This window comes from Vibrio crassostreae 9ZC13 (genome assembly GCF_000272045.2).
In the GTDB taxonomy this organism is placed as follows: domain Bacteria; phylum Pseudomonadota; class Gammaproteobacteria; order Enterobacterales; family Vibrionaceae; genus Vibrio; species Vibrio crassostreae_C.
Window position 1 is genome coordinate 63,149 of the sequence record NZ_AJYZ02000041.1, and the last position, 14,177, is coordinate 77,325.

Here is a 14,177-nt window from a genome sequence, read left to right on the forward strand (position 1 = left end):
GAGCTTGTTGACGCTCAGAAATACCAATACCCGTATCGCGAACCATGAATTGCAGCTCGATGTTGTCTTCACTTTGTGAGCGAAGCTCAACGCTGATATCAATGTTGCCGCGTTCGGTAAACTTGATTGAGTTACCAACAAGGTTGGTTAGGATCTGCTGAATACGCAGTGGATCGCCCACCACACCTGGCGGTACTTTAGGGTCGATCTTCAGTGTCAGTTCTAGGCCTTTCTCATGAGCGTTGGTTGCTTGAAGGTTTACTACCTCTTCAAGGCTGGCTTGGAATTCAAATGGGATGTTCTCTAGGGCTAATTTACCGGCTTCAAGTTTCGAGAAGTCCAAGATATCGTTGATGATGCTAAGCAGGTTGTTTGCCGAGCGTTCAATGGTTTGTAGGTAATCGGTTTGACTGTTCGATAGGTGAGTCTTGAGCATTTGACGAGTAAAGCCAATCACACCGTTCAGCGGCGTTCTCAATTCGTGAGACATATTCGCTAAGAACTCAGACTTAACACGAGCCGCTTCTTGAGCGCGTTTCTTCGCGATGTCTAACTCAACGTTTTGAATCTCAAGCTGTTCAAGAGTTTCACGCAAATCTGATGTGGCCTGGTCGATACTGTGCTGCATCTCGACGTGATACTCTGATAGCGATACCGCCATCGCATTGATACCGTTTTTCAGCGAGTCTAGCTCACCATGCATCTTACCTTCGATACGCACATCTAGGTGACCTCGACGAATTCGGTCGACCATGTTTTTCATGTGTGTGATCGGTTGAGTGACATCGTGCATTAAGCGGAACGCAAACACACCCGATAAACCAAGCCCGAGAATCAACACTAAGAATGCAGAGAACACTTCTTGATATTGCTGCAATCGAAGTGATGAAAGATCTAATTCAATCGCAATGTAGCCGATCGCTTGATTAGCTTGAGACTGACCGTTGGCTGAATTGATGTACTGGCCTTCGGCGATGATAGGTGTCCGCAGGATCAGCGTATTATCGAGAAGGTTCGATGAGCTTAAATGCGGGATCGGTTTATCTTTGGGGTAGGTCAGGCTTTCAAAATCGGGGTGGAAGTTTGAGGTTACAAACAACTCATGACGCTCATCAAACACCGCGATACTGCGCACTAGCTTAGAATTCTTTCGATGCGCATAGCTAATAAGCTGACGAACAGACTCTCGACTTTCGAGCTTCATGCCTGATTCACTCGCAATCGCAAGTGGCTCAATGATGCTAGTACCAGTGTTAACCACTTGACCTTCAAGGTCTTGATAGCGGTTAAATGAGAAAAATGCACTCAATAGCAACCCAATAATCAGGGTTGGAGCTAGAGTTAAGGTAATTACACGGGCTCTTAAGCCATATCTGGTCATGTTCTTTAATTACATCGAGGTCTGGATATGGGAAAATAACGCACACAATGGCGGTTAAGTGAACGGTAAGCTTAATCAAAGCCGTGACGTTCGACAATGATTCCAAGACATAATAGTGAGTCCTGGATACCAATTACTTATTAAAAGATACATTAGGCACAAGCAATGGCACGTTTTTTCCAACCAAAAAAGAAAACTCAACTCGAGACCAAGCATCAATCGGTTTTGGTTGAACGAATGGATCACAATGGCGCTGGCATCGCTTATCAAAAGAATAAACCGGTTTTCATTGATGGCGCATTGCCCGGTGAGCAGGTGGTTATTCAACTTACTGAGAGCAAAAGTAAGTTTTCGCGAGCTAAACTCATCAAGTTATTGAAGCCGAGCGAGCAGCGTTTAAAGCCGTTTTGTAAGCACTTTAATCAGTGTGGTGGCTGTCACCTTCAACACCTAGGTTACTCTTCTCAGGTTGAGCATAAATCGCAATCTCTGACGCACCTGATGAGCCAATACCAAACGGCGAACACTGAAGTTGCACAACCTATTGTCGGTGATGAAACCGGTTATCGACGTCGCGCACGTATCAGCCTATTTGTTGATAAGAAGACACAACAGCTTCAATTCGGTTTCCGTAAGAAGCAGAGTAAGCAGATTGAAAACATCACCGACTGTGCCGTGCTTGATCCTCGCCTTAATGTGTTGCTGCCAAAACTGAAAAATTTACTGAACACTTTCAACAGCCTTACGTCTTTAGGACACGTTGAATTGGTGTTGGGCGATACTGGCCCTGTTATGGTTCTACGTCACCTTAAGCCTTTGGTTGAAAAAGATGAGCAAGCGCTGATTGCGTTAGCAAAAGAAGAAGGCGCTACGCTGTACTCGATGCCTGAAACCGATAAGTTGGTCCGTCTGGTCGGTGATGCGCCTAGCTACAGCGAAACTGGCGTGACGTTACCGTTTGAGCCAAACCACTTTATCCAAGTAAACCAGAAAGTGAATCAGCAGATGGTGGCTCAAGCGATTGAGTGGCTAGAACCTCAAGCGGATGAGCGAGTGCTCGACCTGTTTTGCGGCTTAGGGAATTTCAGTTTGCCTATCGCGCAACAATCGGCGTTTGTGGTTGGCGTAGAAGGCGTTGATGAAATGGTTCAGCAAGCCACATCTAATGCAGCGTTAAACCAGTTAAGCAATACGGAATTTTACCAAGCTAACCTTGAAGAAGACTTATCTTCACAGCCTTGGGCAAAAGAGAAATTCGATAAAATATTGCTTGACCCGGCACGTGCGGGAGCGAGTGGGATCGTTGATCAAATTTCAGCGTTAGGAGCGAAGCGTGTGGTTTATGTTTCGTGTAATCCTGCTACTCTAGCTAGAGATTCAGAGAGCTTAGAAAAGCAAGGCTACCAATTAGCCAAACTTGGTATGTTGGATATGTTCCCACACACTAGCCATTTAGAATCGATGGCTCTCTTTATCAAGGCTTAAAGGCCCGTAAATAAGGCTTAAAAATGAATGACAAAGGCGCAGGGACACCTGCGCTGATATCAATATGGTCGAACTAACTTGGAACCAGTTAGTCATATTGAATTGGGTATAAAACAGAATAACTAGGAAGGCACGATGGTTGCGGTACGAAGCGCACATTTAAACCCAAGCGAACAGTTTGAGCTAGAAAGTTGGATTGCGTCATTAAAGCAAGACGCAAAAACCTCGAATAAACTGAACAAAGTTTATCGTCACTGTGAAGAGCTATTAAAAGATCACGAGCAAGCATCACTCTTGCTATGGCGTGGACGCGAGATGATTGAAATCTTGGTCACGCTGTCGATGGATCGTGCAACATTAGTCGCAGCACAACTCTTCCCAGTGGTATCAAGTGGCGTTTTTGAACGCGAAGCCTTCGAAGAAAGCTACGGCAAAGAAATCGTTAAGCTGATTGACGGCGTTGAAGAAATGGCGGCCTTGGGCCAGCTAAACGTGACCCTTGAAGGCAGTGCAGCCTCGGGTCAAGTCGATAACGTTCGTCGCATGCTATTAGCAATGGTTGATGACTTCCGTTGCGTAGTCATCAAGCTAGCGGAGCGAATCTGTAACCTTATTGAGGTGAAAAAGGCACCTGATGCTGTGCGTCGTGCGGCAGCAAAAGAATGTTCTAACATCTATGCACCACTGGCTAACCGTTTAGGTATCGGCCAACTTAAGTGGGAAATCGAAGATTACGCATTCCGCTACCAACAACCAGATACCTACAAGCAGATTGCGAAACAGCTGTCTGAACGTCGTATCGTACGTGAACAATACATCACAGATTTCGTTGATGATTTAACCGCAGAAATGCAGCGTTCAAACATCAATGCTGAAGTGAGTGGCCGACCAAAACACATCTACAGTATCTGGCGCAAAATGCAGAAGAAAGGCTTAGCCTTCGATGAGCTTTTTGACGTACGAGCAGTACGTATTATCGCTGACCAGCTGCAAGACTGTTACGCCGGCCTTGGGGTGGTACACACTAAATACAAGCACCTCCCGAGCGAATTTGATGATTATGTGGCGAACCCTAAGCCAAATGGTTACCAGTCGATTCATACCGTAGTACTTGGCCCTGAAGGCAAGACCATTGAGATTCAGATCCGTACTAAGCAAATGCACGAAGACTCTGAGCTTGGTGTGGCGGCGCACTGGAAGTACAAAGAAGGAGCTTCAAGCGGCCGTAGTGGCTACGATGAGAAAATCACTTGGTTGCGTAAACTTATCGACTGGCAAGAAGAGATGTCGGACTCTGGCGAGATGCTGGATGAGGTACGCAGCCAAGTCTTCGATGACCGTGTATACGCATTTACTCCACGTGGTGACGTGGTCGACTTACCAATGGGCGCAACCCCGTTGGATTTCGCCTACCACATCCACTCGATGGTCGGACACCGCTGTATCGGTGCCAAAGTAGCGGGGCGTATCGTACCGTTCACTCATAAACTATCGATGGGCGATCAAGTTGAGATCATCACGCAGAAAGAGCCGAACCCATCTCGTGACTGGTTAAATCCAACCACAGGTTTTGTTCATTCTGGTCGAGCTCGAGCGAAAATCAACGCTTGGTTCCGCGCACAAAGCCGTGAGAAAAACCTAGAAGCGGGTCGTGATATCCTGGAAGTTGAGCTAGCGAAAGTAGGCGCAACCCTAAAAGATGCTGATCAATACGCGCTAAAACGCTTTAACGTGAATACGCCAGACGAACTCTATGCAGGTATTGGTAGTGGCGACTTGCGTATTAACCAAGTGGTTAATCACATCAATGCGCTAGTGAATAAGCCAACGGCGGAAGAAGAAGACAAGAAAGCGCTAGAGAAACTGCTTGAGTCGGAAAACAAGCCGGCACAACAGAGTCGTCCGAAGAAAGATGCGGTAGTGGTTGAGGGCGTTGATAACCTAATGACGCACCTAGCGCGTTGCTGTCAGCCAATCCCAGGTGATGTGATTAAAGGTTACATCACTCAAGGTCGTGGTATCTCAGTGCACCGCGCTGACTGTGAACAGCTAGGCGAGCTAAGCGTGCATGCGCCAGAACGTATCATTGATACCGTTTGGGGTAATGGCTTTGTCGGCTCATACATCCTAACGCTGCGTGTTGAAGCGCTAGAACGTAATGGCTTGTTGAAAGACATCACCTCACTGTTCTCGAACGAGAAGATCAGTGTGACGACAATGAAGAGCCGCATCGACTACAAGCGTCAGCTATCGGTAATGGATTTCGATTTGGAAGTGACCAATATTGAGATTCTGAGCCGAGTGACAAGTCGAGTCGAGCAGATCAAAGATGTAATGAGCGTTAAGAGACTTGGATGATCCTTTTGTGTCATTTATGTCATTCCCTACAGTGAGGGACGAACGTGATAGGGAATCTCGCCAAGCGGTTTGAGATCCCCAACTCGCTCATACTTCACTCTTGGAGATGACGAAAAATAGAAAGGTGAGTGGTTTTGGCTGCTCACCTTTTTTAGTTTTAAGAAAAGAATTAGATTAAAACAATCAAACAGAATAATAGGAAAGCACCATGAGCCACCCGATTGAACAACTAGAACAAATTATGACTAAGCTGCGCGATCCAGAAGGTGGCTGTCCTTGGGATTTAAAACAAAATTTTGAAACAATTGTCCCGCATACTATCGAAGAGACGTACGAAGTGGTGGATGCGATTCACAACAAAGATTGGCCGAACCTACAAGAAGAGTTGGGTGACTTGTTGTTTCAGGTGATCTTCTATAGCCAGTTAGCGAAAGAACAGGGGTTGTTTGAGTTCTCTGATGTGGTTGATGGCATTAACGAAAAGCTAACACGCCGTCACCCGCATGTGTTCTCTGATACTGAGTTTGCCAGTGATGAAGAAATCAATGCCAATTGGGAAGCGGAAAAAGCCAAAGAAAAAGCACAAGCAGGCAAAACTCAAGAAAGTATTCTAGACTCAATACCAAACTCTCTACCTGCACTTTCGCGTGCTACAAAAATTCAAAAGCAGGTCGCGAAATATGGCTTTGATTGGGACTCAATTGGCCCAGTCGCCAATAAGGTATTAGAGGAAGTGGACGAGGTGCTAGAAGAAGCACTTCAAGTGACGCCAAACGAAGAATTGGTTGAAGAAGAGCTGGGGGATTTACTGTTCGCGACCGTTAACTTGGTACGACATTTAGGTAAAAACCCAGAATCGGCACTCAATAAAGCCAATCTCAAGTTTTCGCGTCGCTTTAAAGGGGTGGAACAAAAAGTTCGTCAGCAAGGTAAAAATTTGACCGATTTTTCACTACAACAGCTTGATTCCATGTGGGGTGAAGTCAAAGTGGCGGAGAAAAGATAACCAAAGCTTTTATCATGAATTGATTTGAAGCAAAAAATAAAAAATAGCAGTGTGATAGATTTCACGTTGTGGCGATAAGGGGCTTCTGGTATATTTTCATCCCGTCCAGAAGTAGTCCATTTCCCTCATTCAACCAATTTCAGGTTAAACATGACGACAAATTACATTTTTGTTACTGGCGGGGTTGTATCCTCTCTAGGTAAAGGTATTGCTGCAGCATCTCTTGCGGCTATTTTAGAAGCTCGTGGTCTTAAAGTGACTATGATGAAGCTTGACCCTTACATCAACGTTGATCCAGGCACTATGAGCCCGACTCAGCACGGTGAAGTGTTCGTTACGGAAGATGGCGCTGAAACAGACCTTGACCTTGGTCACTATGAGCGATTCATTCGCACCAAGATGACTAAGCGTAACAACTTCACTGCAGGTCGTGTTTACTCAGACGTACTCGCTAAAGAGCGTCGCGGTGATTACCTAGGTGCAACTATTCAGGTTATCCCACACATCACTAACTCTATCAAAGAGCGTGTAATTTCTGGCGCAGCTGGCCACGATATTGCGATCGTTGAAGTTGGTGGTACGGTTGGTGATATCGAATCTCTACCATTCATGGAAGCGATTCGTCAGCTAGCAGTAGAACTAGGCCGTGAACGCGCAATGTTCATGCACCTTACTCTAGTGCCATACCTAGCAGCTGCAGGCGAAGTGAAAACTAAGCCAACGCAACACTCTGTAAAAGAGCTACTGTCTATTGGTATTCAGCCTGACATCCTAGTTTGTCGTTCAGACCGCAACATTCCTTCGAACGAGCGTAAGAAAATTGCTCTGTTCTGTAATGTGCAAGAAAATGCAGTTATTTCTATGCGCGATGTTGACTCTATCTACAAGATCCCTCAACTTATTAAAGCTCAAGGCACTGATGAACTTGTATGTAAGCGTTTCGGCATCACAGCTCCAGAAGCAGACCTGTCTGAATGGGAACAAGTAATTTACGAAGAAGCTAACCCAACGGGTGAAGTGACGATTGGTATGGTTGGTAAGTACATTGAACTACCAGACGCATACAAATCAGTAAATGAAGCGCTAAAACACGCGGGCTTGAAAAATCGCCTAAGCGTTAATATTAAATACGTAGATTCACAAGACGTTGAGTCTCGTGGCGTAGAAGTTTTAGAAGGCCTAGATGCAATCCTAGTTCCTGGTGGCTTTGGTGACCGTGGTGTTGAAGGTAAGATTCTTGCTGCTCAATACGCTCGTGAAAACAAAGTACCGTACTTAGGTATCTGTCTAGGTATGCAAGTCGCACTTATCGAGTACGCTCGTAACGTTGCGAAAATGGAAGGGGCACACTCTTCTGAATTCTGTACTGAAACTAAGTACCCAGTTGTTGGTCTTATCACTGAGTGGACTGATGGCGAAGGTAAAGTTGAAGAGCGTACAGAAACATCTGACCTTGGCGGCACAATGCGTCTTGGTTCACAGCTTTGTCACCTAGCGAAAGGGACGAAAGCTTACGAATTATACGGTAGCGCGACGATCCATGAACGTCACCGTCACCGTTACGAAGTGAACAACAATCTTCGTCCACAAATCGAAAAAGCGGGCCTAAAAGTATCGGGTCTATCTGCGGACAAGAAACTGGTTGAAGTTATTGAGAACCCGAACCACCCATGGTTCGTTGCTGCTCAATTCCACCCAGAGTTCACTTCAACACCTCGCGATGGTCACCCATTGTTTGCAGGTTTCGTTAAAGCGGCTGGTGAGTTCCAGCGCGGCGAGTTAGAGAAGTAAAAAGGAATACAGGTAGCTGCGTAAGTTGTGCTGCTACCTTTAAATTTGACATTTATATATTCAACGAGAAGGAAACATTCAATGTCTAAGATCGTTAAAGTTCTAGGTCGTGAAATCATCGATTCACGTGGTAACCCAACTGTAGAAGCTGAAGTACACCTAGAAGGCGGTTTCGTAGGTATGGCTGCTGCTCCATCTGGCGCATCTACTGGTTCTCGCGAAGCTCTTGAGCTACGTGACGGCGACAAATCACGTTTCCTAGGTAAAGGTGTTCTTAAAGCTATTGAAGCTGTAAACGGCCCAATCGCTGAAGCTCTAGTTGGTACTGACGCTAAAGCACAAGCTGACGTTGACCAAATCATGCTTGACCTAGACGGTACTGATAACAAGTCTAAGTTCGGCGCGAACGCTATCCTAGCTGTATCTCTAGCTAACGCAAAAGCTGCTGCTGCTGCGAAAGGCATGCCTCTATACGAGCACATCGCTGAGCTAAACGGTACTGCTGGTCAGTTCTCTATGCCTCTACCAATGATGAACATCATCAACGGTGGTGAGCACGCAGATAACAACGTTGACATCCAAGAGTTCATGATCCAACCAGTTGGCGCTAAAACTCTTAAAGAAGGTCTACGTATCGGCGCTGAAGTATTCCACAACCTAGCTAAAGTTCTTAAGTCTAAAGGCTACAGCACTGCAGTTGGTGATGAAGGTGGTTTCGCTCCTAACCTTAAGTCTAACGCTGAAGCTCTAGAAGTTATCGCAGAAGCTGTTGCAGCTGCTGGTTACGAACTAGGTAAAGACGTTACTCTTGCTATGGATTGTGCAGCATCTGAGTTCTTCGACAAAGAAGCTGGTATCTACAACATGAAGGGCGAAGGTAAAACTTTCACTTCTGAAGAGTTCAACCACTACCTAGCTGAGCTAGCGAACAACTTCCCAATCGTTTCTATTGAAGACGGTCTTGACGAGTCAGATTGGGATGGCTTCAAGCACCAAACTGAACTTCTAGGCAACAAACTTCAAATCGTTGGTGACGATCTGTTCGTTACAAACACTAAGATTCTTGCTGAAGGTATCGAGAAAGGCGTAGCTAACTCTATCCTTATCAAGTTCAACCAAATCGGTTCTCTAACAGAGACTCTAGCTGCTATCAAGATGGCTAAAGACGCTGGCTACACTGCAGTAATCTCTCACCGTTCTGGCGAAACTGAAGATGCAACTATCGCTGATCTAGCGGTAGGTACAGCTGCAGGTCAAATCAAAACTGGTTCTATGAGCCGTTCTGACCGTGTTGCTAAGTACAACCAACTTATCCGTATCGAAGAAGCTCTAGGTTCTAAAGCTCCTTACAACGGTCTTAAAGAAGTTAAAGGTCAATAATTCGTCCTATTTGGCACTGTAGCTGCGTTAACTGCAGAAGATTCACTAAGTCACATAGGAAACTATGCTCCATAGCTGAATCTTCTTTGTTGCCTTGCTACAGCACCAACTAGTTAGAATTATGCACTAATACTTTTGAATGCCTCGCTTATGCGGGGCATTTTTTTGTCTGTAGAAAACTGAATGAAAGAAGCTCTAGGCTCTAAAGCTCCTCCTTGTCACATATAAAGTTCGTCATTCCCTAGACTGACGAAGGAAGGAGTAGGGAATCTCATTGTTTTCCTGACAATGACTCCCCGACTTATTGATTCCCTGACACCACATATCTCGCACCAATAAGCTCATTATGGTATATATGTGCCTTATTCTAGTTCCTTCTTTTTCAACCGGCGAAAGGTGTTATGCGAATTTTTGCTTTAGTACTGCTCATAGTGTTTGGCTGGCTACAACACACACTGTGGCTCGGTAAAAATGGTATCTCTGATTACTACGGTGTGAACAACGAAATCCAAGTTCAACAGCAAGTAAATGAAAAGCTGCATATTCGAAATGCAGAAATGTTTGCTGAAATTGACGATCTACGCCAAGGCTTAGACGCGATAGAAGAACGCGCACGTCATGAACTTGGAATGGTCAAAGAAGGTGAAACGTTTTATCGCATCATTGGTGAGGAATCCCATTAATGTCGACTCAACTTCAAAGCGTGATTGCCGTTGTACCTGCGGCGGGCGTCGGTAGCCGAATGAAGGCAGACCGCCCTAAGCAATATCTCAAGATTCACGGCAAAACAATTTTAGAGCACACCATTGAGAAATTACTGTCTCACCCACAAGTCGCTCAAATTGTCGTTGCGATCAGCGATGATGACCCATACTACCCAGAGCTTGCTCTAAATCAGAACCCACAAGTGATCAGAGTGTCGGGTGGAAGCGAAAGAGCGGACTCCGTACTCTCTGCTTTAGATTACATTGCAGAGCAACAGCTCGGTGAGTGGGTAATGGTGCACGATGCTGCAAGACCTTGTGTCCAGTTGGGTGACATCGATAAGTTGATTTCAGGCGCGATGAACCACGATGTCGGGGCTATTTTGGCCGCGCCCGTTCGTGACACGATGAAGCGAGGTGCCCAAGGGCAGATTGAGCATACCGTTGAACGAGCTGATCTATGGCACGCACTGACGCCGCAAATGTTTAGAGCAGAACCTCTCTGGAATACATTAAGTGAGGCGTTGCAACAAGGCGCTTCAATTACTGATGAAGCCTCAGCCTTTGAATGGAAAGGTTTATCGCCCGCTTTAGTGGCGGGGCGTTCAGATAATTTTAAGATTACTCAGCCTGAAGATTTAGCGCTTGCTGAGTTCTATTTAAGTCAGAATAAGGAATAATGATGATTCGTATTGGCCATGGCTTTGATGTACATAAGTTTGGTGGTGAAGGCCCGGTAATTATTGGTGGTGTAAGCATCCCTTACGAGCAAGGTCTTATTGCACACTCAGACGGTGATGTTGCCCTTCATGCGTTGTGTGACGCTCTATTGGGTGCGATTGCTGCGGGTGATATTGGTCGTCATTTCCCTGATACCGATGACGAATGGAAAGGTGCGGATAGCCGTGAGCTACTGAAAGATGTTTATCGTCGAGTAAAAGAGCAAGGCTACGTGATTGGTAATGCCGATATTACTATCATGGCGCAAGCACCAAAAATGGCGCCTCATATAGACTCTATGTGCCAAGCTATTGCACAAAACTTAGAAACCAGCATCAGTAATGTGAATGTAAAAGCGACGACCACAGAGCGTTTAGGTTTTACAGGTCGCAAAGAGGGCATCGCATGTGAAGCGGTGGTCCTAATTACCAAAAGTGCGTAAGCACCAACACGAAAAGAACAGCATGTCAGATATTTTATCTTCATTGGCTTATCTAAACGGTAAACCAACTGCGAAAGCAAAACTAAAAGCAAAAGCCGAACACTTTGTCGTTAATGAAGACTTGGGTTTTGAATTTACCGGCGAAGGCGAGCATCTCATGGTTCGCATCCGTAAAACGGGTGAGAACACGAGCTTCGTGGCCAATGAGCTGGCTAAAGCTTGCGGTGTTAAGTCGAAAGACGTGAGCTGGGCGGGTTTGAAAGACCGCCACGCTGTGACAGAGCAGTGGTTGAGTGTACACCTACCAAAAGGTGAGCCTGACTTTTCAGGGTTCTTAGCACAGTACCCAAGCATTGAGATCTTGGCGACAGCAAGACACAACAAAAAGTTACGTCCGGGTGATTTAGTTGGCAACCAATTCGAGCTGACTTTGTCTGAAGTAACAGACTGTGATGATGTCGTAAAACGTTTGGAAAAAATCGCTCAAGTCGGTGTGCCAAATTACTTCGGTGCTCAGCGTTTTGGTAATGAAGGTAACAACTTATCTGAAGCTCGTCGTTGGGGCCGTGATAACGTTCGTACTCGTAACCAGAATAAGCGCAGCTTGTACCTTTCTGCGGCTCGCTCGTGGATTTACAACCTGATCCTTTCAGACCGTATTGAGCAAGATGCGTTTGCATCGGCATTGGTTGGCGATATTGTCATGAAAGACGGCGCTCAACTAGCGGTAACTGCGGACAATATCGAAGCAGTAAACCAAGACATCGCGAATGGCGCTGCATGGGTTACTGTTGCTTTGGCTGGCGATAATACTTTGCCAACGACTGATGAGTCTCAAGCGTTAGAGCAAAAACATCTTGATTCTGAACCTGACCTAATGGCGCTGATTCGCGGTAACCGCATGCGCCATGACCGTCGTGAAGCATCGTTAAAACCAACCGATTTAACTTGGGAAGTGAACGAAGATAATGTCACTCTTAAGTTCTCTCTAGACGCAGGTTGTTTCGCAACCGCTATCGTTCGAGAGTTGGTTGAAGAAGTACACGTAGAGAGAACCTACGAGCAATAACGATTCTGCTTGGAGCTGAGTCACTTGATATTGGAATTTAAGTGACTTGGCTTAGCATGGGAACAAAAGAAAGGATACAAGATGAAGATTTTACTCAGCAATGATGATGGTGTGCACGCTCAAGGTATTCATGAGCTGGCAAATGAGCTACGTGATCTTGCTGACGTTATCATTGTTGCCCCTGACCGTAATCGCTCGGGTGCGTCAAATTCATTAACTTTAGAACAGCCTCTGCGTGTTCAAGAGATTACTGAAAATACCTATTCGGTACAAGGAACACCGACCGACTGTGTGCATTTTGCGTTAAACGAACTGCTAAAGAATGGCATGCCTGATCTGGTATTAACGGGCATTAATCACGGTGCTAACCTGGGTGATGACGTGCTTTATTCCGGCACGGTGGCTGCAGCAATGGAAGGGCATTTTCTAGGCGTTCAATCGGTAGCGTTTTCTCTGGTGGGAAAAAAACATTTTAAGACAGCGGCAGCGATTGCTCGTCGTATTGTCGAACAACATTTAGCAAACCCAATCCCGACCAACCGCTTGTTGAACGTAAACGTTCCTGATTTAGCCTTAGAACAATTGTCTGGTACTCAGGTGACGCGCTTAGGTGCTCGTCATCACGCTGAAGATATGATCAAGCAAAAAGACCCGCGTGGTCACGATATCTATTGGCTTGGCCCTCCGGGTAAAGAGCAAGATGCCGGTGAAGGTACCGATTTTTACGCGATTGAGCATGGCTTTGTGTCGGTAACACCGTTGCAGGTTGATCTGACGGCGCATGAGTCGTTGGGTGCGATGGCAACATGGTTAGGGGAGAAGTAAGTGAGTAATCCGCAAGCTGAGCGTTTAATTACTTTCCTGATTGAAAATGGTATTCAGGATCAAAAGGTTCTTGATGCGATTTACCAACTGCCGAGAGAGAGCTTTTTATCACAGGCGATGTATCACCAAGCCTATGATAATAATGCGCTGCCTATCGGTCAGGGTCAGACAATCTCACAGCCATACATTGTTGCTAAAATGACAGAGCTACTTGAATTACAACAAGATAGCCGTGTCTTGGAGATCGGAACGGGTTCTGGTTACCAAACTGCGGTATTGGCTCAACTTGTTGATCATGTCTATTCGGTTGAAAGAATAAAGTCGCTACAATGGGATGCCAAGCGTAGGTTGAAGCAACTCGATTTCTACAATATCTCAACTAAGCACGGTGATGGTTGGCAAGGTTGGTCTTCAAAAGCCCCTTTTGATGCGATTATTGTCACCGCCGCTGCAGAGTCGATTCCTCAAGCGCTTCTGCAACAGCTGAAAGATGGCGGTCGTTTACTGATTCCAGTCGGTGATGACGAACAGCAACTATTGAAGATCGTTCGACACGGCGATGAGTTTTTATCGAGTGTTATCGAGATGGTGAGATTTGTACCTCTTGTTCCTGGTGAGCTAGCTTAATAAAAGACTAATGGTGTAGGTGGATAGAGAGTCGATGCGTTCGAAGTTGTTAAAAGGAAGTACTTTACTGCTTAGCTGTGCCCTTGTTGGGTGTGCAGCGAATTCGCCTGCGCCCGTTTCAAACCTAAACAAGAATTACTCATCGATTGATCGTGGTAGTTATCGTGGCAGTTACTATGAAGTTAAAAAAGGCGACACCCTTTACTTCATTGCTTATGTCACCAATAAAGACGTTAAAGACCTCATCGGTTATAACAAGTTGTCTGCTCCTTACACTATCCACCCAGGGCAGAAGCTTAAGTTATGGCGTCCTAGCTACAACGCGCCAGCGTATGGTAAGTCAACGGTAGCGGCAGCAGCAGTTGCTGCGCCTGTCGCCGCATCCACAA

Annotated in this window: 13 protein-coding genes; 12 read left to right on the forward strand and 1 reads right to left on the reverse strand. The window is 45.8% G+C overall.

Going from position 1 to position 14,177, the window contains the following annotated elements:
• A partial coding sequence (locus A136_RS14760; RefSeq protein WP_017063210.1) for a HAMP domain-containing histidine kinase occupies positions 1–1,381 on the reverse strand: 1,381 nt, incomplete at its 3' end.
• A gap of 165 nt (positions 1,382–1,546) precedes the next feature.
• Here A136_RS14760 and rlmD point away from each other — a divergent pair.
• From rlmD to A136_RS14820, 12 genes are all read left to right on the forward strand, one after another.
• On the forward strand, positions 1,547–2,866 hold the full coding sequence (gene rlmD, locus A136_RS14765; RefSeq protein ID WP_017063211.1) for a 23S rRNA (uracil(1939)-C(5))-methyltransferase RlmD: 1,320 nt from the start codon (positions 1,547–1,549) through the stop codon (positions 2,864–2,866).
• A gap of 135 nt (positions 2,867–3,001) precedes the next feature.
• Positions 3,002–5,224: a GTP diphosphokinase gene (relA, locus tag A136_RS14770; protein WP_017063212.1), complete on the forward strand. Its 2,223-nt coding sequence runs from the start codon at positions 3,002–3,004 to the stop codon at positions 5,222–5,224.
• Positions 5,225–5,432: 208 nt separating this feature from the next.
• Entirely contained in the window at positions 5,433–6,230 is a 798-nt protein-coding gene (gene mazG / locus A136_RS14775; protein WP_017063213.1) for a nucleoside triphosphate pyrophosphohydrolase, read from the forward strand.
• A 150-nt stretch (positions 6,231–6,380) separates the two neighbouring features.
• Positions 6,381–8,021 (forward strand): CTP synthase, encoded by a 1,641-nt coding sequence (locus tag A136_RS14780; RefSeq protein WP_017063214.1) that lies wholly within the window; start codon positions 6,381–6,383, stop codon positions 8,019–8,021.
• A gap of 81 nt (positions 8,022–8,102) precedes the next feature.
• Entirely contained in the window at positions 8,103–9,401 is a 1,299-nt protein-coding gene (gene eno / locus A136_RS14785) for a phosphopyruvate hydratase (RefSeq protein WP_017063215.1), read from the forward strand.
• A gap of 401 nt (positions 9,402–9,802) precedes the next feature.
• Positions 9,803–10,084, forward strand: a complete 282-nt coding sequence (ftsB, locus tag A136_RS14790) for a cell division protein FtsB (protein WP_010435786.1) — start codon at positions 9,803–9,805, stop codon at positions 10,082–10,084.
• Positions 10,084–10,785: a 2-C-methyl-D-erythritol 4-phosphate cytidylyltransferase gene (gene ispD / locus A136_RS14795; RefSeq protein WP_017063216.1), complete on the forward strand. Its 702-nt coding sequence runs from the start codon at positions 10,084–10,086 to the stop codon at positions 10,783–10,785. The genes ftsB and ispD overlap by 1 nt, the downstream gene beginning before the upstream one ends.
• Before the next feature lie 2 nt (positions 10,786–10,787).
• On the forward strand, positions 10,788–11,267 hold the full coding sequence (gene ispF / locus A136_RS14800; RefSeq protein ID WP_017063217.1) for a 2-C-methyl-D-erythritol 2,4-cyclodiphosphate synthase: 480 nt from the start codon (positions 10,788–10,790) through the stop codon (positions 11,265–11,267).
• 22 nt (positions 11,268–11,289) lie between these two features.
• Entirely contained in the window at positions 11,290–12,336 is a 1,047-nt protein-coding gene (gene truD, locus A136_RS14805) for a tRNA pseudouridine(13) synthase TruD (RefSeq protein ID WP_017063218.1), read from the forward strand.
• 81 nt (positions 12,337–12,417) lie between these two features.
• Positions 12,418–13,161, forward strand: coding sequence for a 5'/3'-nucleotidase SurE (gene surE, locus A136_RS14810; protein WP_017063219.1), 744 nt, complete (start codon positions 12,418–12,420; stop codon positions 13,159–13,161).
• Positions 13,162–13,788 (forward strand): protein-L-isoaspartate(D-aspartate) O-methyltransferase, encoded by a 627-nt coding sequence (locus A136_RS14815; RefSeq protein WP_017059029.1) that lies wholly within the window; start codon positions 13,162–13,164, stop codon positions 13,786–13,788.
• Positions 13,789–13,822: 34 nt separating this feature from the next.
• Positions 13,823–14,177, forward strand: a 355-nt coding sequence (locus A136_RS14820; protein ID WP_017063220.1) for a LysM peptidoglycan-binding domain-containing protein, incomplete at its 3' end; no start/stop codon positions are given.

Bases quoted from the DNA above. Each gene is read 5' to 3' on its own strand.
- rlmD (WP_017063211.1), top strand. From the start codon at position 1,547: ATGGCACGTTTTTTCCAACCAAAAAAGAAAACTCAACTCGAGACCAAG.
- relA (WP_017063212.1), top strand. From the start codon at position 3,002: ATGGTTGCGGTACGAAGCGCACATTTAAACCCAAGCGAACAGTTTGAG.
- mazG (WP_017063213.1), top strand. From the start codon at position 5,433: ATGAGCCACCCGATTGAACAACTAGAACAAATTATGACTAAGCTGCGC.
- A136_RS14780 (WP_017063214.1), top strand. From the start codon at position 6,381: ATGACGACAAATTACATTTTTGTTACTGGCGGGGTTGTATCCTCTCTA.
- eno (WP_017063215.1), top strand. From the start codon at position 8,103: ATGTCTAAGATCGTTAAAGTTCTAGGTCGTGAAATCATCGATTCACGT.
- ftsB (WP_010435786.1), top strand. From the start codon at position 9,803: ATGCGAATTTTTGCTTTAGTACTGCTCATAGTGTTTGGCTGGCTACAA.
- ispD (WP_017063216.1), top strand. From the start codon at position 10,084: ATGTCGACTCAACTTCAAAGCGTGATTGCCGTTGTACCTGCGGCGGGC.
- ispF (WP_017063217.1), top strand. From the start codon at position 10,788: ATGATTCGTATTGGCCATGGCTTTGATGTACATAAGTTTGGTGGTGAA.
- truD (WP_017063218.1), top strand. From the start codon at position 11,290: ATGTCAGATATTTTATCTTCATTGGCTTATCTAAACGGTAAACCAACT.
- surE (WP_017063219.1), top strand. From the start codon at position 12,418: ATGAAGATTTTACTCAGCAATGATGATGGTGTGCACGCTCAAGGTATT.